Here is a 17,878-nt window from a genome sequence, read left to right on the forward strand (position 1 = left end):
GCACCTTGTGCGTTGTTGCCGGAGGCTCCCGAGGGAGACGAACCGTGTTTGCAGGTTTCACAGCGACCAGCTTGCAACTGGACGACACGACCATTTTCGCAAGGGTCGGCGGGACCGGTCCCACCGCTGCTGCTCCTTCATGGTTTTCCCGAAACGCATCTGATGTGGAGGGATATCGCAGTGGCCTTGGCGCACAACTTTACGGTGATTGCCGCCGATCTTCGAGGCTATGGGCAAAGCGGCTGCCCGGTTTCCTCTGCCGATCAAGCCCATACGCCAAGCGCGCCATGGCCGGAGACATGGTTCAAGTCATGCAGCAGCTGGGATTTGAGCAGTTCATGATTGCCGGACACGATCGTGGCGGGCGGGTCGCCTATCGCCTGGCGCTCGATCACCCCAATGAGATATCCAAGGTCGCGGTCCTCGACGTCATCCCGACCGCCGCCGCGTGGGACAGGGCGGACGCCAGACTGGCTCTCGGCTTCTGGCCCTGGAGCCTTCTTGCGCAACCGGAACCGCTGCCGGAGCGACTGATAGGCGCGGCGCCCGATGCCATCGTCGACAATGCGATTGTGCAGTGGGGATCGCCGGCAGAAATGTTCTCTGCAGAGGTCAGGGAGGCCTATGTCAAGGCGCTTCGCGATCCCGTTCATATTCATGCGATTTGCGAAGACTATCGGGCCGCTGCCACGATCGATCGTGAACATGACGCGCTGGACCAGATAGACGGCCGTCGCATTACGTGTCCGCTTCTGGCACTGTGGAGTAGCCAAGGCGGCCTGGAGACCTGTATGCGGAGAAAGGCGGACCGCTGGCTATCTGGAGGAAATGGGCCGACAGCGTTGCAGGGGGCCCGGTTCCGGGCGGGCACTTCTTTCCAGAAGAGCACCCTCGCCAGACCGCAGCGGCTCTCTCGAAATTCTTCGAGGATGAATAGGAGGAATGACGCGTAGAACAGAGTGTTGTAGAGCTTCACAATGCTTCAATTATGCAGAACCTCGGGAGTGCTCGGCGGTCCGGGATCGAGGATTTCTCTGGTATTCGCCCGCCCGGCGTCAAATCTGCTGAGAAAAATGAAAGTCATCTCGCCAGCCACGCCTCTGATCTGCAGCCTCGCCCTCGCCCTTCTCGGAGGTTGCGCGTCGCCCTTCCATGCATCCTTTGATGCCGCGAAATACGACAGAATGAGTTGCGTCGAGCTCAACGTGGCCATGGGCGAAGTCGCCAAGGAGCTGTCGGCGACAGCGATCACCCGGGGCAAAGTCGCGAAAACCAACATTCCGAACTGGCTATGGGGCGCCCGGCGCGTCGCCACTACCGTCACTGCCCGCCAGAGCGCGAGAATTGAGCGCTTGCGGCAACAGCAGGCTGCGATCACGGCGGTGAGACGGAGCAAGTGCTGATTGCGGCGCCGGCGTGAGAGCCTGCAGCCGAAAATGACCGATTTCGCAGGACATGGCATTGCAGCCGAGGCTCGACGGCTCCGTGAATTCGATCATCCTCGCCGTCACGGCTTCAGTCTCGGCGACACGGCCAAGCCGAGGAAAACGATAACGGCCTGGTTGAGGCGCAGGATGTCCGCGTCATCCAACCGCCCGATATTTGCGCCTATCCTGGACTTCGGGACCGTGGTGATCTTGTCCACCATCAGTCGGCAGACGGCGAGCAGCCCGTTGCGCTCGTTCGGTTCGACGGCCAGACGGAACAATGGGGCGTCCGTCTCGTCGGTGGTGAAGCCGCAGATGGTGATCGAATCCGTCGCATCGAAACTGTCATCCTGGATGACGACGACAGGACGCGGTTTGCCGGCGTAATCCTTGCCGCCGGCGACCGTCCAGATATCGCCACGCTTCATTCATCACCCAAATCCGATATCGCGTCCCAATCCGAAATCATGTCCCAATCTGAAATCACGTCGATGAACGCCTGATCCTCGTTTGAATGGGCGCTTGCCGCGACCGCCAGCGACTGGCGATGCGCTTCCGAACGGAAGGCCGGCGCACGCACGTCAGGCACCCAGATCTGTATCGGGCGCAGACCTTGCCGGCGCAGACGTTCACGATGTTCCCGCACCTTCATGCCTGACGACTTAGGCTTCGATGCCGAGGCCATGACGATTCTCCCTGCTAATAGTTACATGTAACCTATTGCAGAGGGCGAGCTTTGACCAGTCCTCATCGGAAAGCCACACCGGGGCTACGACAACGGCTGTGACTCGCTGCTATTGCGTGCCAAATTATCCTATTGGCTTCAGCCGTTCGATGAAGCTTCCCTAGCGGCTATGCCGTTCGCGGATCGCCTGCAGCCGGCGGGCGAAGTCGCCAATCGTGCCCCGCTCCTCGGCAATCGCCTTGAGGTCGAGCAGAAGACCGGCGGCCGTATCGTAGCCGGAAGCGTTGCGGCGCTCGATTTCGGTCTCCACCTCGCGCCACACGATTTCGCCGCGCCGCATGATCGCATCGAGCCGGGCGGCGGGCGCGTGGCTCTTCCGCCTGCCGCCGTTTCCTTTCGGCCTCCGGGGCGCGCAGTTCGCCGGCCGAGCGCGGAGCGTCGGCGGGTCGAGCCGCCGAGGTCTCCTGGCGATCCCGAACGAGCGCCCGAAGCTCGTTTCCAACATGCGGATCGCCCTCGAGCACGCGAGCAAGCAGCGCCGTTTTCACACGGTCAGGCAAGGCGGCAACGGAACGACGGATGACATCCGGTGACAATCGGTCCTCCGCCGTCGCGCCGGCGGGACGTTCGGCCGCCGCCTCGACGAGATCGGCATCGAGACGGAAGAACCGCGCGAAAGCGTCGAGCGCGCCAGTCATCGGGCCGATCCCGGGCAACGGTTCCGCCTGGTTCGGCTCGATAGAACCGGCCTCGACCGCCATCAGCCAAAGCAGATAGAAAAGCCTCAGGTCGCCGCCAAGCACGTCGACGCGCAGCGGTGCGAGCGCTGCAAGCCAGTCCACTTCGTCGTCCCAATAGTGCTCGGGCTCCAGCTCCTCGCACTCGATGTCGACGATCAGATCTCACCCGATGTCGTGACATCGACGCAATCGGCCGCTTGCAAAAATCCGTCGAGACGCCGCCGGTCGACCAGTCGAATCGGCAGGCGGATCATCAGGCGGTGCGTGCCCCAATTGGCCAGATAGAGATGGAGATCGAACCAGCGCTCCATCAACTCGACCGGATTGCCTTTGAAGTTGCCCCAGTCGTAGGAATTCGTGAAGCTCGTGGCGGTGATCCGCGCCCGCGTCGACAAACCGCGCAAGACCTGACGATCCGCTTCGCTGAGCGGACGATCGACCGCCTGAAACTCGTAATATTGGTATTCGCTCATAGCAGCTTCATAGCCGATCCTCGTCTCACAAGTCAGTTCAGGGACTGAGCTTTGTCGAAGCGATCCCGCGAGTCTGAGACCTTCTGCACAGGTATTTGCCGTTCATGCGGCGGATGAACTGTTGAAAGGCAGCCGGTCTGTCGTAGATTTGCCAAGTGCGAACGACAGCGAGGATGCCATGAAGAAGGAAGAGCTGGAAACGATCCTTGGCAGTGGCAGGCCCGGCTTCGATCTGGGTCCGATAGAAGATCAACTGCGTGCCGTGGCAAGCGAACAGCAACTGCCGGACGTCGCAATCATTCACTGCATCACAAGGATCGAAGAATCCGCTCCCGCGCTGCGGGCCGTCCTCACAAGAGCGGCCGAAGGAAAGCATCTGTCGCGGGATGATGAGATGCTGCTCTTGCGAGGCATCTACATTCTGGGCGGCGCTCGCGACACTAGAACGTTCGGGCCCTTGTTGCGCCTGCTGCGCCGGCCGGGACGCGACCTCGATGACCTGCTCGGCGACGTGGTGACCGAGAGCATGGCGCGTATCGTCGCCGGCGTATTTGATGGCGACGCCGACGCTTTGTTCAGCTTGATCAGCGACCGCTCTGTCGATGAATTCGTCCGCGATGCAGTATTGGGCGCAGCGACCTTCCTGACCTGGGAAGGCCGCATCGAGCGTGACCAAATGCGAGATTTTCTCGAGAGATTCCACACCGAGAGGCTGGCCGATGACGACGATTTCGCCTGGATCGCCTGGCTGGAGGCAATCGCCCGGCTTGGCTTGCGCGATCTGGCGTCGCTTGTTTACAGCGCATGGGACGACGGCCGCATCCCCGAAGGGATAATCGACCGCAGTGATTTCGAAGACGATCTCCTGACCGCCGAGCAAAGCCCGAACGACATCGATCGATTCGAGCGCGCCGGTCTCGGCTATATCGACGATGTGCTTGAAGCGTTGGAATGGACCAGCCACCTTGAGTATTTTGGTGAGGAAGATTTGCAATCGCCCTTGCCGGAACAAACTTGGCTCGACGAGCTGTCGAGCCTGACAGCGCCGGTCACAAACCCTTGGCGCCATGTCGGACGAAATGATCCGTGTCCCTGTGGAAGCGGCAAGAAAGCGAAGAAATGCTGTCTCGCAAACTGACCTGCTGCAGCACCGCGGATTTGATCTTTGGCTGTCTCAGACCGAAACCCCGGATTGGTGCGCAGCGATTGCGCCGAGGAAGATCTCGCCGAATTCCCTGAGCTTTGCGGCGCCGACGCCGTTGACCGCGGCGAAGGCGTCGAGGTCGCGCGGGCAGCGTTCGGCCATATCGATCAGTGTACGATCGGAGAAGATGACGAAAGCCGGCACCTGGCGCTCCCGGGCCAGACGCAGCCGAACCGCCTTGAGCGTGGCCAAAAGCGCGGTATCCAGGCCTTCCGTGCCCGCGGCAGCATTCGGGATGGGACGAGTCTTGCCTCGTGCCGCGCGGTTCCGCACCTCTACGCGATATCGGAACGGGACCTCGCCACGGACCAGCTCACGGCCCTTTTCGGCTATGGCAAGGCCGCCATGGCCGCCTGGGTCCAAGGTCAGAAACCCTCCCGCGACGAGCTGGCGGATCAGCGACTGCCAGACATCCTTCTTGTGCGCCACACCGGTCCCGAAGCTGGCAAGCCTGTGGTGGTTCCTGGCGAGGACCTTCTCGCTTTCATGGCCAAACAGAACATCGACGATATGGCCAGCACCAAAGCGCTCGCCGGTCTGCGCGATGGCAGCAAGGATGATCCGCGCCTCCGCCTCGCCATCCGAATGCGGCGTCTGGTCAAGACAGTTGTCGCAATTGCCGCAAGGCATTGCTGATTCGCCGAAATAGCCAAGCAGGATCTGGCGACGGCACTGGGCCGTTTCGCAATAACCGATCAGCGTATCGAGCCGACCATGCGCGCGCCTTTTATGCTCCGCCGGCGCGTCCTCGTCGTCGATGAAAAGCCGCCGCATGCGAATGTCGCCGAGACCGAAGAGCATATGTGCCTCGGCGGCCCGCCCGTCGCGGCCGGCGCGCCCGATTTCCTGATAATAGGCTTCGAGGCTGCCCGGCAGATCGGTATGGAAGACATAGGCGACGTCAGGCTTGTCGATCCCCATGCCGAAGGCGATGGTCGCCACCATCACCACGCCCGACAAGGTCATGAATGCGTTTTGATTCGCTTCACGCGCGTCCTTGCTCATGCCGGCATGATAGGCGAGCGCGCGCACGCCGTTCTTCTCGAGGAACGCCGCCATCTCCTCGGTTTTCTTGCGCGACAGGCAATAGACGATGCCGCTGCGGCCGGCATGGCGCTGCACGAAGCTCAGCAATTGGCGCTTGCTGTCCTGCTTGGCCTCGATGCCAAGCTTGATGTTCGGCCGGTCGAAACCCAGCACCAGGGTTTCGACGCGCCCGGCGAACAGCTGTCCGGCGATATCGGTGCGCGTCGCCTCGTCCGCCGTCGCCGTCAGCGCAATGATCGGCACATAAGGGAAAATGTCGCGCAGCCGCGACAACTCTTCATACTCACGCCGAAACGCCGGGCCCCATTGGGAGATGCAATGCGCCTCGTCGACGGCGATCAGCCGGATGTCGAGCCTGGCAAGCGCCTCGAGCATCCGCGCGGTCATGAGCCGCTCCGGTGCAAGATAGAGCAGGCGCGTCTGGCCCGCCGCAACGCGGCGCCAGGCGGCGACATTGGCATCGCGGTCGAGTGAGGAATTGATCGTATCGGCCGCCACGCCGGCAAGACGCAATGCGGCGATCTGGTCCTGCATCAGCGCCACGAGCGGCGAAACGACAATGGTGAGACCGCCCAGGACCAGCGCCGGGACCTGGTAGCAGAGCGATTTGCCAGCGCCGGTCGGCATGACGGCCAGCACGTGGCGCCCGGCCAGCAGCGCCTCCGTCACGGCGTCCTGGCCGGGACGAAAATCGTCGAAGCCGAACACGTCCTTCAGGACGCGCCGCTTGGGATCCTCCGCCGGGACGCTCGCCGCCGCTACCTGCATCAGGGAAATTCTACGATCGGCGCCGCCCAAAAAGGCAGCGTGGGAACGGCTGCGAGCAGCGGCGGCGTGACCTGCCAAAGCTCCCTGGCGAATCGCCGGGTGACTGCCTGGATGGCCGAGTCGAACATTCGAACGCTCCTCAAGTCCTGTCTCGGTCGCCACCGTCTGAAAAGGTATCCCCCCCATTGGCGGATATGCCAGCCTGATTCCAGGCTCTATTCGATTTGGCTGTGAATATCGCGCAACGGCTCGGGCCGATTAATCCTATCTTCACCATGATCCGGCAGGTTCAGGTCCTGCGGTGATGTTCTGAGTACCGCGGCGCCACAAGCGCCCAGGCAACACGCCCGCGTCTCTCCGGAGGCGCGGGCTTTTCGTTTGCGGAATATGCTGCCGCTGCGCAGTGACCTGCGGGCGTTCTCGTACTGTCAGTCAGTAAAATCGGCGCGGTGCGGTGTAAAACTGTCGATGAGGCGGCCGGCCTCGAGCGCCTTGACGCCATGGACCAGATTGGAAGGGACGATGAAGCTGCTTCCCGTTTCCATGATCTCGGTGGTGCCGTCGATGGTGACCTCGAAGCGACCTTCGGCGACATAGCTCGCCTGGACATGCGGGTGCGACTGCAGCGCACCGACACCGCCCTTCTCGAAACCGAACTCGACCATCATCAATTCGTCCGTGTGCAGCAGCACACGCCGGCGGTTGCCATCCGGGGTCGGCGTCCACGCGGCCTCGCCGGCATGCGCAAAGATCTTCGTTCCGGTCATTGCCAAATCCTCATTGCCTCATCGGGCCAGCCAGCCGCCGTCCACCGGCACCACTGCGCCGTGCATGTAGTTTGACGCCGGCGCCAGCAGGAAGACGGCCGCGTCGCCGATGTCTTCCGGCCCGCCCCAGCGCCCGGCCGGAATGCGCGCCAGAATGGCGGCGCTGCGGTCCGGGTCGGCACGCAGCGCCTCGGTGTTGTTGGTTTCGATGTAGCCGGGCGCAATGCTGTTGACGTTGATGCCTTTCAACGCCCATTCGCAGGCGAGCAACCGGGTGATGCCGAGCACGCCATGTTTCGAGGCGGTGTAGGAGGCGACGCGGATGCCGCCCTGGAAGCTCAGCACCGAGGCGATGTTGACGATTTTGCCGCGCCGTCCGGGATCGACAAGCACGCGCCGGGCAAAGCTCTGGCTGAGAAAAAACACCGTCTTCAGGTTGACGTCTAAGACATCGTCCCAATCGGCTTGCCCCAAATCGACGGCGTCGGCGCGCCGGATGATCCCGGCATTGTTGACCAACCCGTCGAGCGGCCCGGTTTCGTCCCAGATGCGATCGAGCATCGCCTGGGCGGCGGCATGGTCGGCAAGATCGCAGCGCACCGCCTCGAAGCCGCCGCCCGCCGCGCCGATCTTTTCCGCGGTCTCATCCATCGCCGAGCGGCCGACGCCGACCACAGCACCACCGGCGCGCGCGATCGACAGGGCGATGCCTTGGCCAATGCCGGTGTTGGCGCCGGTGACGAGAATGCGTTTGCCGGCCAGGCTGAAAGCCGAGAGGTCGCTCATCGCAGCTCTTCCATCGCTACCGGGTCGACATCCGTATAGTCGACATTATCGCCCGCCATCGCCCAGATGAAGGCGTAGTTGGAGGTGCCGGCGCCCGAATGGATCGACCATCCCGGCGACAGCACCGCCTCCTCGTTGCGCATGACGAGATGGCGTGTCTCATCCGGCTCGCCCATGAAATGGAATACGCGCGCCGTCTCCGGCAGGTCGAAATAGAGATAGGCCTCCATGCGCCGATCATGCAAATGGCACGGCATGGTGTTCCAGACCGAGCCTGAGGCAAGCTCGGTCATGCCGACGACGAGCTGGCAGGTTTTCACGCCTTCGGCATGGATGAACTGGAAGATCGAGCGCTCGTTGCAGGTCTCCTGGCTGCCGAGGTCGAGGCGCTTGGCATCGCCGATGCGGATCAGCTGGCTGGGATGGCTCTGATGCGCCGGCGCGCTGAGCAGATAGAACTTGGCCGGCTCGGCTGGGCTGGCTGAGGCGAACGATACCTCATCGGCGCCCATGCCAAGATACAGCATGTCCCGCGGCTGCAGCTCGTAGGACTGGCCGCCGGCTTTCACGATGCCGGCGCCGCCGATGTTGACGGCGATCATCTCGCGGCGATCGAGAAAATTCTTGGTCCCGATCGGCTTGATCGCCTGCAGCGGAAGCGGTGTCCCGACAGGCATGGCGCCGCCGACGATCATGCGGTCGTAATGGGTATAGGTCAGGCCGATGCGGCCCGGCTGGAACAGGCCTTCGATCAGGAAATTGTGACGAAGCTCGTCCGTCCCCATCGCCGCGGCGGTGACAGGGTCGATGGCGAAGCGCGAGGTGAAGTCGGTGTGATTGTCAGTGTGATTCATTGCTGTCCCATTGGGCTGCCTCATTGATCATTCCGTTGCCGCGGCCTTGACCGAATCGGCATAGAAAATCTGACGTGCTTGCAGGCGCTCGCGATAGCGCTGCTGGCTGGCGCTGAGATGCGCGCGCATCGCTTCGCGCGCGGACTCGGCATCGCCTGATGTAATGGCGTTCAGGATCACCAGATGCTCGCCTTGCAGCCCGCGCTGATAGGTGTCGGATTGGGCGAGTTCGGTCGACCACGGCGATGTCACGTCGCAAGGAATGGCGCGCCGGCCGAGCACGTCGAGCATCTCGACATAAAACGGATTGTTGGTGGCGCTGGCGATCGCCCGGTGGAAGGCAAGGTCGGCCGGACCTGTCGGCTCGCTGTTCAAAAGCAGCCGCTCGAACTCGAAGAACGCCTCCTGGATCGCTGCTTCCTGCGCGGCGTTGCGACGGATAGCGGCGAGCCCGGCGGATTCGATCTCGATCGCCAGGCGCACCTCAAGCACGTTGAGCGCGATCGAATCCTTGCTGCCCATGTCGGCGGCAAGCGCGCCGAACATCGTCGACATATGCTCGGTGACGAAGACCCCGGCGCCCTGGCGCGGCTCGACCAGACCGTCGGCGGCAAGCTTGGCCAGCGCTTCGCGGATGACGGTGCGGCTGACCCCGAAGGTTTCGGTCAGCTGGCCCTCGGTCGGCAGCTTTTGGCCCGGCTGGATCTCGCCCGCCTGCAACTGCTTGCGGATCGCCGCGACCACGATCTCCGACAGCTTGGGCTTGCGTTCGATCTTTAGGCTGATCGCCGTATCCGATGCCATTGCCAACCCCTATTTGAAGACGCTCGGCAGCCACAGCGAGATGGCCGGAATGTATGTGACGAGCCCCAGCACCAGGAGGCCGGCCCCATAGAACGGCCAGATCGAGCGCATCGCTTCCCAGACGGATATCTTGCCCACTGCGCACGCCACGAACTGCACCGCGCCCACCGGCGGCGTGTTCAGCCCGATGCCGAAGTTGAGGATCATGATGACGCCGAAATGCACCGGATCGACGCCGTAGGCCTGCGCCACGGGCAGGAAGATCGGCGTGCAAATGATGATCGTCGGCCCCATGTCCATGAAGGTGCCGAGGAACAGCATCAAGAGGTTGAGCAGGAGAAGCACGACCAGCGGATCTTCCGAGATCGCATTCATGGAGGCTATCAGCGCTGCCGGCACTTTCAGGAAGGCCATCAACCACGAGAACGCCGCTGCCATGCCGATGATGAGCAGCACCATGGCCGTGGTGCGCACGGCACCATGGGTGGCATGAACGAAACCTTCCCAAGTCATCTGCCGGTAAACCAGGACAGTAACGAGCAACGCATAGATGACGGCGATGCAGGAACTCTCGGTAGCCGTGAAAACGCCCGACCGCACGCCGCCGAAGATGATCGCGATCAGCAGCAGGCCGGGCACCGCGACAGCGAAGAGGTGAGCGACGGCGGCGAAGCCTGGAAACGGCTCGGTCGGATAACCGCGGGAGCGCGCCACGAAATAGGCGGTGATCATCAGTGCCAGAGCCAATAGCAGGCCCGGGATGATGCCGGCCGTGAACAGGTCGGCGATGGAGATCTTTCCGCCTGCCGAGATCGAGTAGATGATCATGTTGTGCGACGGCGGCAGGAGCAGCGCGATCAGCGCCGCCATCGAGGTGACGTTGACGGCGTAATCCGCTCCATAGCCACGCGCCTTCATCTGCGGGATCATCAAGCCGCCGACCGCCGCTGCCTCTGCCACCGCGGAGCCCGAAATGCCGCCGAACAGTGTAGCGGTCGCGATGTTGACCTGCCCGAGGCCGCCGCGCACGTGGCCAACGAGCGAGCCAGCGAAGGCAACGATCTTGCTGGCGATGCCGCCGCGCACCATCAAGTCGCCGGCGTAGATGAAAAACGGAATGGCCAGCAGCGAAAAGACGCTCATGCCGGAATTCAGGCGCTGGAACACGATGAGCGGCGGCAGGCCCATGTAGAGGACGGTGGCAAAGCTTGCGACGCCGAGGCAGAAAGCGATCGGCGTGCCGATAAGCATCAGAACGGTGAAGACGCCGAAGAGTATCCAGAGTTCCATTGCGTCAGACCTTCACGTTCGCTGTGTCGAGTTCAGCTGCGACTTCCGCCGGCGGCAGTTCATCGAGCGCGTCGTCAATCGGCGCACCGGAGAGTCGAAGCACGATGCGCTCCAGCGTGAACAGCACAATGAGCGCGCCTCCTGCGACAAGCGGGACGTAGTCCCAGCCCCCCGATATGCCCAGCGACGGCAAGGTGGCGCCCCAGGTCAATGCGACCAGTTGGCTGCCGTACCAGATCATGCCGATGCCGAAGGCGAGCGCGACGAGGTCCGAGATCATCCTCAGCCAACGCTTGCCGCCTTTCGGGAGCACGTAGAGCAGGACGTCGAAGCCGAGGTGATAGTTCTCGCGCACCCCGACGGCAGCGCCGAGGAAAATGAACCAGCTCATCAGCATCACCGAGCCCTGCTCGGTCCAGCTCGGCGAGCGGTTCAGAACATAGCGGCCGAACACCTGCCAGGCGACGAAAGCGGTCATCAGCACCAGCCCGATGCCGGCGATCCACAGCGCCGCCGTGCTGACGCGCGACATCACCCGCGCGATGCCGGACAGGGACGGTCTCTGTTCTGAGCTGGAGGTCACTGGTTCTCTCCGCAAGAGGTGGCGGCGCGGAATGCCCGCGCCGCCGCTTGCTCACTGCACGGCCCTGATGGCCTCGACCATCGCCTTCAGCTTGTCGTCCTTGACGTGCTTTTTGTAGACCGGGCCCATCGCGTCGATGAAGTGCTGCTTGTCCGGCGTCGTAATCTTCGAACCGGCCGCCTCGACCTTGGCACGCGATTCCTTGACCTTGGCGGCCCACAGCTCACGCTGCTTGGCGACGCTTTCCTTGGCGGCCGCCTTGAAGATCGCCTGGTCTTCCGGCGTCAGCTTGTCCCAGCTCGACTTCGCCATGACGAAGGCTTCCGGCACCATCGTGTGCTCGTCGAGCGAATAGAACTTGGCGACTTCCGCATGCTTGGCGGTGTCGTAGCTCGGAAAATTGTTCTCCGCGCCGTCGATGACCCCGGTTTCGATCGCCGAATACACCTCGCCATACGGCATCGGCGTCGCGTTGGCGCCGAGTGCCGCCACCATGTCGACGAAGATGTCGGATTGGATGACGCGGAATTTCATGCCGGCCATATCGGCTACAGAGTTGATCGGCTTCTTCGAATTGTAGAAGGAGCGCGCGCCGCCGTCATAAAAGGCGAGCAGCACCAGCCCGACCTGTTCGAACGCCGCCGCGATCTGGTCGCCGACCGGTCCGTCCATGACCTTGTGCATATGGTCTTCCGAGCGGAATATGTAGGGCAGCGAGGGCACCGTGGTTTCGGGGATGAGCCCATTGAACGGCGCCATCGAGACGCGGTTGAGGTCGATCACGCCAGAACGCACCTGCTCGATCGTGTCCTTTTCTTCGCCGAGCTGCGCGGAATGATAGACATCGACCGAATAGCGGCCGGCCGTGCGCTCCTTGACAAGCTCGCCAAAATATTTGACCGCCTCGACCGTCGGATAGCCGTCCGGGTGGGTGTCGGACGAGCGCAGAACCGTCTGGGCGCTTGCCGTTCCGGCCATCAGTGCGGCGGCCAGTAGCGTAGCTCCCGCCAGTCTAGAAAAATGCAGCATTGGTTCCTCCCGTTTGAACGATGGCGGCAAGCGCCGTTAGAGCCGGTACGCCTTTTTCGCGAGCGTATAGGCAAGTTCCTGCGCCAGTTCGTGCGCCTCGTCCTCGCGGAGCCGGTGCTCGGCGACGAGACGCGCAAGAAAGGCGCAATCGACCCGACGCGCCACATCGTGGCGAGCCGGGATGGATGGAAAGGCGCGGGTGTCGTCGTTGAAGCCGACGGTGTTGTAGAAGCCTGCTGTCTCGGTGGTCATCTCGCGGAACCGGCGCATGCCCTCCGCGCTGTCGTGGAACCACCAGGCCGGCCCGAGTTTCAGCGCCGGATAGACGCCGGCGAGCGGCGCCAGTTCGCGCGCATAGCTGGTCTCGTCGAGCGTGAAGAGGATGATGGTGAGGTCGCGCTCCAGGCCGACGCAGTCGAGCAGCGGCTTCAGCGCCGTCACATAGTCGGTTCTGGTCGGGATATCGAAACCCTTGTCCCTGCCGAACTTGTGGAAGACGGCAGGCGAATGGTTGCGCCAGGAGCCGGGATGGATTTGCAGCACCAGGCCGTCGTCGCGGCTCATCTTGGCCATCTCGGTCAACATCTGGGCGCGAAACAGTTTTCGCTCGCGCTCGTCGTCCGAGCCTCGGCGAATGCGGTTGAACAGCTCTTGCGCGGCGGCATCCGACAGATTGGCGGTCTCCGCCGTCGGATGACCGTGGTCCGACGCGGTCGCACCGAAACTCTTGAAGAAGGCACGCCGCCGCCGATGGGCGTCGAGATAGCCGGCCCAGGTGCCGGTGTCGCAGCCGGTGATGTCGCCGAGCCGATCGAGATTGGCAGAAAAGCCTTCGAAATCAGGATCGACGACGGCGTCCGGCCGATAGGCGGTGACGACGCGGCCCTCCCAGCCGCTGTCGCGGATCATCTGGTGCCATCTGAGATCGTCGAGCGCGCCTTCGGTCGTCGCGATAACCTCGATGTTGAAGCGCTCGAACAGGGCTCGCGGGCGAAAATTCTCCCACTGCAGCAAGGCAGAGATCTTGTCGTAATGGCGGTCGGCGGTTGCCGCCGTCAGCGGCTCTTCGATGCCGAACAGATGGGCCAGCACATGGTCGAACCACAGCCGCGTCGGCGTGCCGCGGAACAGATAATAGTGCTCGGCGAAGCGGCGCCAGATCGTCCTGCCGTCGGTCTCCACCGGTGAGCCATCGAGCGTTGGCACGCCGAGATCCTCGAGCCCGACGCCCTGACTGAACAGCATGCGGAAGATGTAATGGTCCGGCACAACAAGCAGTTGCGCCGGATCGGTAAACGCCTCGTTGAGCGCATACCAGCGCGGATCGGTGTGACCGTGCGGGCTGACGATCGGCAGATGCTTGACAGCTGCGTAAAGATCGCGGGCGAGCGACAGCGGACGCGCCTCCGAGGGAAACAGCAAATCCGGATCGGTCAATGCGGCCACGTCGTTCCTCCCAACCCGGCCATCGGTAGGATCGGAAAGAAATAATGTCAACATACAAAAAATAGATTGTTGTATGATGACTTTAACGCAACGTCAGCCCATTGTGCGGGAACGAAACGGATGTTACGCCGCATGCCGGCCACGCCCGGCACGAGCTCGACGATGACAGACAGACGCCTTTCCAACAGCACGCGGCAGGCATTGCCGGCCTCGGTCGCGGTCCTCGGTTACGACCGCAACCGTGTCGTGCCCGGCATCGTCCACCTCGGCGTCGGCGCATTCCACCGCGCCCATCAGGCAGCCTATGTCGACGAGTGCCTGGCGGCGGGAGAAATGGCTTGGGGCATTGTCGGCGTCTCGCTGCGCAGCGCCGACACACGCGATGCGCTGGCGCCGCAGGACGGGCTCTACACGCTGGCGGTCAGGAGCAGCGACAGCGAAAGCCTGCGCGTCGTCGGCTCGATCCTGTCGATGCTGGTGGCCCCGGAAAATCCGGATGCGGTGCTGGCCGCGCTGACTGACCCGGGCACCGCCATCGTCACGCTGACGATCACCGAAAAAGCCTATCTCAGGGCGGCGGGTGGCGGACTGGACGCAGCCCATCCCGACATCGTCCACGATTTGGCCAACCCGCAAATGCCCCGAACGGCGCATGGTTTTCTGGCCGAATCGCTTGCGCGCCGCCGCGCCGCCGGTATCCAGCCATTCACCGTGCTGTGCTGCGACAATCTCCCGGCCAACGGCGCCACGCTGCACCGGCTGCTGGTCGAATTCGCCGCGTTGCGCGGCACCGATCTCGCCCGCCACATCGCCGACGAGGTGGCATTTCCGTCGAGCATGGTCGATCGCATCGTGCCGGCGACCACCGATGCCGACCGGTCACGGATATCAGGCCAGCTCGGCGTCGAGGATGCCTGGCCTGTCATGACCGAGCCGTTCTGCCAATGGGTGGTCGAAGACGATTTCCCGGCAGGCAGGCCGGCCTGGGAAAGGTTCGGGGTCACCATGGTCGGTGATGTCGGGCCGTTCGAGGACATGAAGCTGCGCCTGCTCAACGGCTCGCATTCGGCCATCGCCTATCTTGGCCTGCTCAGCGGCTTTGAGACGGTCGACCGCGCCTTCGCCGATCCGGCGATCCGGCAATTCGTCGACGGATTGTGGGCCGAGGCCGTCACGACGCTGCCGAAAGACGTTGGGCTCGATACGGCCGACTACACGGCCCAGCTCGCCAAGCGTTATTCGAACACCGCCCTCGCGCATCGGACGGCGCAGATCGCCAACGATGGCAGCCAGAAACTGCCGCAGCGCATCGTTGCCTCGGCCATGGAGCGGATGAGCGGCGGTGCCCCGCCCGCCTATCTGATGCTGGTGGTCGCCGCCTGGATCGCCGCCTGCGAGACGCGTGGCGAAGCCTTGCCGGAAAACCATTTCACCGACCCGCTCGACCAGGCATTAGCTGCACTCGACACTCGGCATCTGTCAGCCGGCGAAGCGGCGGCGGCGGTGTTCGACCTGACCGGCTTCGCCAAGGGCGGCGCTGAGCGCCTGACGCTGATCGACCTCGCGGCCGCCCATCTCGAACGCCTGCGGCAGGGCGGGGTGGCTGCTGCTTTCACAGCGCTGGGCATTGAGGGCGACACGCCGTAGGAAGATCTGGTGCCTGCTCGAATCGGGTTGCCGAAGATCAGAGCCGTGTCGGCGGCCAAGATCGTTGACGCCCGCGGGACAGAGGGTGGCGCGAAGGATCGCGACGGAACCGCTTTTATGCTGGGCCGTCGTACTATTTGGCTGACGTCATTGAATCCCACGCGGACTACGTTCCGCCTTGGCATGGCTAAGGGATAGCCCCGCCCTCTATGCCGGCAAAATCGCGCCTTCGAGTGTGGTGAGCTGGCTAAGGAACTGCTCGGCCTTGCTGCGCGTCTCGTCGTCCTTGGCGTCGGCGACGTCTTCCCTGGCTTCCTGGATACGGCGGGCAAGGTCGGCGCGGTCGATGTCGGCGACATGCACCGCCGATTCGGCGAGCAGCGTGCAGCCGGCCGGAACAATGTCGGCGAAGCCGCCGAACACGACGTAGCGCTCTGCCTTGCCTTCCGCTGTCTTCACCGTGACGACGCCCGGCTTGATCGTGGTCATGACCGGCGCGTGATGGGCCATGACGGTCATTTCGCCTTCGGCGCCCGGAATAACGACGGATTCGACCTGCTCGGAAACCAGCAGGCGCTCCGGCGAGACCAGTTCGAATTTGAAAGCTTCAGCCATGCCAATTTAGCGAGTAGGGAATAGCGAGTAGCGAATAGTCTAAGAATTTCGCCTGCTCATATGCCCTATTCGCTACTCCCTATTCGCTATTCGCTATTCGCTTCTTAGTTCGCTTCTTTACGCCGCTTCGGCCGCCAGGCGCTGTGCCTTCTCGACCGCTTCTTCGATGCCGCCAACCATGTAGAAGGCGGCTTCCGGGAGGTGGTCGTAGTCGCCGTTGCAGAGGCCCTTGAAGCCCTTGATGGTGTCGGCGAGATCGACCAGCTTGCCCGGCGCGCCGGTGAACACTTCGGCGACGAAGAAGGGCTGCGACAGGAAGCGCTCGATCTTGCGGGCGCGGGCCACTGTCTGCTTGTCCTCTTCCGACAGCTCGTCCATGCCCAGGATGGCGATGATGTCCTGCAGCGACTTGTAGCGCTGCAGGATCGATTGCACCTGGCGGGCGACCTGGTAGTGCTCTTCGCCGACGACCATCGGGTCGAGCATGCGCGAGGTCGAATCGAGCGGATCGACGGCCGGATAGATACCCTTTTCCGAAATCGCGCGGTTGAGCACGGTCGTCGCGTCGAGGTGGGCGAACGAGGTCGCCGGCGCCGGGTCGGTCAGATCGTCGGCCGGCACGTAGATCGCCTGCACCGAGGTGATCGAGCCCTTGGTCGTCGTCGTGATGCGCTCCTGCAGCGCGCCCATGTCGGTGGCCAGCGTTGGCTGGTAGCCCACGGCCGAAGGAATACGGCCGAGCAGCGCCGACACTTCGGAGCCAGCCTGCGTGAAGCGGAAGATGTTGTCGACGAAGAACAGCACGTCCTGGCCCTGGTCGCGGAAATATTCGGCAACTGTCAGCCCAGTCAGGCCGACGCGGGCGCGCGCGCCCGGCGGCTCGTTCATCTGGCCGTAGACGAGCGCCGCCTTGGATCCTTCGCCGCCGCCCTTTTTGTTGACGCCGGACTCGATGAACTCATGATAGAGGTCGTTGCCTTCGCGGGTGCGCTCACCGACGCCGGCGAACACCGAGAAGCCGCCATGCGCCTTGGCGACGTTGTTGATCAATTCCTGGATCAGCACCGTCTTGCCGACGCCGGCGCCGCCGAACAGGCCGATCTTGCCGCCGCGGGCATAGGGTGCCAGCAGGTCGAGAACCTTGATGCCGGTGACCAGGATCTGCGCTTCCGTCGACTGCTCGACATAGGTCGGAGCCGGCTGGTGGATGGAGCGCATCTCGATGCCGTCGACCGGGCCTGCCTCGTCGACCGGCTCGCCGATGACGTTGATGATGCGGCCGAGCATGCCCGGGCCGACCGGCACGGTGATCGGCGCGCCGGTGTCATAGACGTCCTGGCCGCGAACCAGACCTTCGGTCGAGTCCATGGCGATGCAGCGCACCGTGTTCTCGCCGAGATGCTGAGCCACCTCGAGCACGAGACGATTGCCGACATTGGACGTTTCCAGGGCGTTCAGGATCGCCGGCAGATGTTCGCCGAACTGCACGTCGACAACGGCGCCGATGACCTGGCGAACCTTGCCGGCCAAGCCGGTCTTCTTGATGGCAACGGTCGGCGCCTTCGCCGCGGCAGCCTTGGCGGGCGCTGCCGCCTTCTTCGCCGGAGCCGCCTTCGCTGCCGCTGCCGGAGCCTTTGCTGGTGCTGCCGCCGTCGCGGCGGTCTTCGGGGCCGCCTTCTCTGGGGTCGCTGCTTTCGCCATCGTCTTTACCCT

At 63.3% G+C, this 17,878-nt stretch carries 17 protein-coding genes and 2 pseudogenes; 4 read left to right on the top strand and 15 right to left on the bottom strand.

What is annotated here, in order from left to right; all coding sequences use genetic code 11:
- Positions 1 to 162 precede the first annotated feature (162 nt).
- Positions 163 to 953: pseudogene (locus tag NMG70_RS23030) on the top strand (alpha/beta hydrolase).
- 120 nt (positions 954 to 1,073) lie between these two features.
- On the top strand, positions 1,074 to 1,403 hold the full coding sequence (locus NMG70_RS23035) for a hypothetical protein (protein ID WP_254026651.1): 330 nt from the start codon (positions 1,074 to 1,076) through the stop codon (positions 1,401 to 1,403).
- A gap of 104 nt (positions 1,404 to 1,507) precedes the next feature.
- Here NMG70_RS23035 and NMG70_RS23040 read toward each other — a convergent pair whose 3' ends face one another.
- From NMG70_RS23040 to NMG70_RS23050, 3 genes and pseudogenes are all read right to left on the bottom strand, one after another.
- A complete protein-coding gene (locus tag NMG70_RS23040; protein WP_254026652.1) occupies positions 1,508 to 1,855 on the bottom strand; it encodes a type II toxin-antitoxin system PemK/MazF family toxin in 348 nt (115 codons plus the stop codon).
- Positions 1,852 to 2,079, bottom strand: coding sequence for an antitoxin MazE family protein (locus NMG70_RS23045; RefSeq protein ID WP_436798444.1), 228 nt, complete (start codon positions 2,077 to 2,079; stop codon positions 1,852 to 1,854). The genes NMG70_RS23040 and NMG70_RS23045 overlap by 4 nt, the downstream gene beginning before the upstream one ends.
- Before the next feature lie 193 nt (positions 2,080 to 2,272).
- Positions 2,273 to 3,325: pseudogene (locus NMG70_RS23050) on the bottom strand (hypothetical protein).
- A 178-nt stretch (positions 3,326 to 3,503) separates the two neighbouring features.
- Between NMG70_RS23050 and NMG70_RS23055 the strand changes: the two are divergent.
- On the top strand, positions 3,504 to 4,463 hold the full coding sequence (locus tag NMG70_RS23055; protein ID WP_254026654.1) for a DUF1186 domain-containing protein: 960 nt from the start codon (positions 3,504 to 3,506) through the stop codon (positions 4,461 to 4,463).
- A 36-nt stretch (positions 4,464 to 4,499) separates the two neighbouring features.
- On the opposite strand, the gene recQ is transcribed toward NMG70_RS23055, so the two are convergent.
- From recQ to uxaC, 10 genes are all read right to left on the bottom strand, one after another.
- Entirely contained in the window at positions 4,500 to 6,344 is a 1,845-nt protein-coding gene (recQ, locus tag NMG70_RS23060) for a DNA helicase RecQ (RefSeq protein ID WP_254026655.1), read from the bottom strand.
- Positions 6,344 to 6,472: a hypothetical protein gene (locus NMG70_RS32695; protein ID WP_301555176.1), complete on the bottom strand. Its 129-nt coding sequence runs from the start codon at positions 6,470 to 6,472 to the stop codon at positions 6,344 to 6,346. The genes recQ and NMG70_RS32695 overlap by 1 nt, the downstream gene beginning before the upstream one ends.
- Before the next feature lie 300 nt (positions 6,473 to 6,772).
- Positions 6,773 to 7,111 carry a cupin domain-containing protein gene (locus NMG70_RS23065; protein ID WP_254026656.1) on the bottom strand — a complete coding sequence of 113 codons (339 nt, stop codon included), beginning with the start codon at positions 7,109 to 7,111 and terminating at the stop codon, positions 6,773 to 6,775.
- Positions 7,112 to 7,129: 18 nt separating this feature from the next.
- On the bottom strand, positions 7,130 to 7,897 hold the full coding sequence (gene kduD, locus NMG70_RS23070; protein WP_254026657.1) for a 2-dehydro-3-deoxy-D-gluconate 5-dehydrogenase KduD: 768 nt from the start codon (positions 7,895 to 7,897) through the stop codon (positions 7,130 to 7,132).
- Positions 7,894 to 8,751 carry a 5-dehydro-4-deoxy-D-glucuronate isomerase gene (kduI, locus tag NMG70_RS23075; protein ID WP_254026658.1) on the bottom strand — a complete coding sequence of 286 codons (858 nt, stop codon included), beginning with the start codon at positions 8,749 to 8,751 and terminating at the stop codon, positions 7,894 to 7,896. The genes kduD and kduI overlap by 4 nt, the downstream gene beginning before the upstream one ends.
- Before the next feature lie 27 nt (positions 8,752 to 8,778).
- Positions 8,779 to 9,555: a FadR/GntR family transcriptional regulator gene (locus tag NMG70_RS23080; protein ID WP_254026659.1), complete on the bottom strand. Its 777-nt coding sequence runs from the start codon at positions 9,553 to 9,555 to the stop codon at positions 8,779 to 8,781.
- A gap of 9 nt (positions 9,556 to 9,564) precedes the next feature.
- Entirely contained in the window at positions 9,565 to 10,845 is a 1,281-nt protein-coding gene (locus tag NMG70_RS23085; protein ID WP_254018672.1) for a TRAP transporter large permease, read from the bottom strand.
- 4 nt (positions 10,846 to 10,849) lie between these two features.
- The gene (locus tag NMG70_RS23090; protein WP_091600171.1) at positions 10,850 to 11,377 is read right to left on the bottom strand and encodes a TRAP transporter small permease; all 528 of its coding nucleotides are present in this window, start codon (positions 11,375 to 11,377) and stop codon (positions 10,850 to 10,852) included.
- A gap of 102 nt (positions 11,378 to 11,479) precedes the next feature.
- Positions 11,480 to 12,457 (bottom strand): TRAP transporter substrate-binding protein, encoded by a 978-nt coding sequence (locus tag NMG70_RS23095; protein WP_254026660.1) that lies wholly within the window; start codon positions 12,455 to 12,457, stop codon positions 11,480 to 11,482.
- 36 nt (positions 12,458 to 12,493) lie between these two features.
- Positions 12,494 to 13,903 (bottom strand): glucuronate isomerase, encoded by a 1,410-nt coding sequence (uxaC, locus tag NMG70_RS23100; RefSeq protein WP_254026661.1) that lies wholly within the window; start codon positions 13,901 to 13,903, stop codon positions 12,494 to 12,496.
- Positions 13,904 to 14,065: 162 nt separating this feature from the next.
- Here uxaC and NMG70_RS23105 point away from each other — a divergent pair, with 162 nt between their 5' ends.
- Entirely contained in the window at positions 14,066 to 15,550 is a 1,485-nt protein-coding gene (locus NMG70_RS23105; protein WP_254026662.1) for a mannitol dehydrogenase family protein, read from the top strand.
- A 207-nt stretch (positions 15,551 to 15,757) separates the two neighbouring features.
- On the opposite strand, the gene NMG70_RS23110 is transcribed toward NMG70_RS23105, so the two are convergent.
- Together NMG70_RS23110 and atpD are read right to left on the bottom strand one after the other, a co-directional pair.
- Positions 15,758 to 16,165 (bottom strand): F0F1 ATP synthase subunit epsilon, encoded by a 408-nt coding sequence (locus NMG70_RS23110; protein ID WP_254026663.1) that lies wholly within the window; start codon positions 16,163 to 16,165, stop codon positions 15,758 to 15,760.
- A gap of 117 nt (positions 16,166 to 16,282) precedes the next feature.
- Positions 16,283 to 17,866, bottom strand: a complete 1,584-nt coding sequence (atpD, locus tag NMG70_RS23115) for a F0F1 ATP synthase subunit beta (protein ID WP_254026664.1) — start codon at positions 17,864 to 17,866, stop codon at positions 16,283 to 16,285.
- Positions 17,867 to 17,878 lie beyond the last annotated feature (12 nt).

Origin of the sequence: Mesorhizobium ventifaucium, assembly GCF_935822925.1 — a bacterium.
In the GTDB taxonomy this organism is placed as follows: Bacteria; Pseudomonadota; Alphaproteobacteria; order Rhizobiales; family Rhizobiaceae; genus Mesorhizobium; species Mesorhizobium ventifaucium.

What these genes read in the sequence shown, in the direction of transcription:
- NMG70_RS23095 (WP_254026660.1), bottom strand. Translation starts at nt 12,457, where the DNA reads ATGCTGCATTTTTCTAGACTGGCGGGAGCTACGCTACTGGCCGCCGCA.
- kduD (WP_254026657.1), bottom strand. Translation starts at nt 7,897, where the DNA reads ATGAGCGACCTCTCGGCTTTCAGCCTGGCCGGCAAACGCATTCTCGTC.
- atpD (WP_254026664.1), bottom strand. Translation starts at nt 17,866, where the DNA reads ATGGCGAAAGCAGCGACCCCAGAGAAGGCGGCCCCGAAGACCGCCGCG.
- NMG70_RS23080 (WP_254026659.1), bottom strand. Translation starts at nt 9,555, where the DNA reads ATGGCATCGGATACGGCGATCAGCCTAAAGATCGAACGCAAGCCCAAG.
- NMG70_RS23035 (WP_254026651.1), top strand. Translation starts at nt 1,074, where the DNA reads ATGAAAGTCATCTCGCCAGCCACGCCTCTGATCTGCAGCCTCGCCCTC.
- recQ (WP_254026655.1), bottom strand. Translation starts at nt 6,344, where the DNA reads ATGCAGGTAGCGGCGGCGAGCGTCCCGGCGGAGGATCCCAAGCGGCGC.
- NMG70_RS23045 (WP_436798444.1), bottom strand. Translation starts at nt 2,079, where the DNA reads ATGAAGGTGCGGGAACATCGTGAACGTCTGCGCCGGCAAGGTCTGCGC.
- NMG70_RS23110 (WP_254026663.1), bottom strand. Translation starts at nt 16,165, where the DNA reads ATGGCTGAAGCTTTCAAATTCGAACTGGTCTCGCCGGAGCGCCTGCTG.
- NMG70_RS23055 (WP_254026654.1), top strand. Translation starts at nt 3,504, where the DNA reads ATGAAGAAGGAAGAGCTGGAAACGATCCTTGGCAGTGGCAGGCCCGGC.
- NMG70_RS32695 (WP_301555176.1), bottom strand. Translation starts at nt 6,472, where the DNA reads ATGTTCGACTCGGCCATCCAGGCAGTCACCCGGCGATTCGCCAGGGAG.
- NMG70_RS23085 (WP_254018672.1), bottom strand. Translation starts at nt 10,845, where the DNA reads ATGGAACTCTGGATACTCTTCGGCGTCTTCACCGTTCTGATGCTTATC.
- NMG70_RS23105 (WP_254026662.1), top strand. Translation starts at nt 14,066, where the DNA reads ATGACAGACAGACGCCTTTCCAACAGCACGCGGCAGGCATTGCCGGCC.
- kduI (WP_254026658.1), bottom strand. Translation starts at nt 8,751, where the DNA reads ATGAATCACACTGACAATCACACCGACTTCACCTCGCGCTTCGCCATC.
- NMG70_RS23065 (WP_254026656.1), bottom strand. Translation starts at nt 7,111, where the DNA reads ATGACCGGAACGAAGATCTTTGCGCATGCCGGCGAGGCCGCGTGGACG.
- NMG70_RS23040 (WP_254026652.1), bottom strand. Translation starts at nt 1,855, where the DNA reads ATGAAGCGTGGCGATATCTGGACGGTCGCCGGCGGCAAGGATTACGCC.
- NMG70_RS23090 (WP_091600171.1), bottom strand. Translation starts at nt 11,377, where the DNA reads ATGTCGCGCGTCAGCACGGCGGCGCTGTGGATCGCCGGCATCGGGCTG.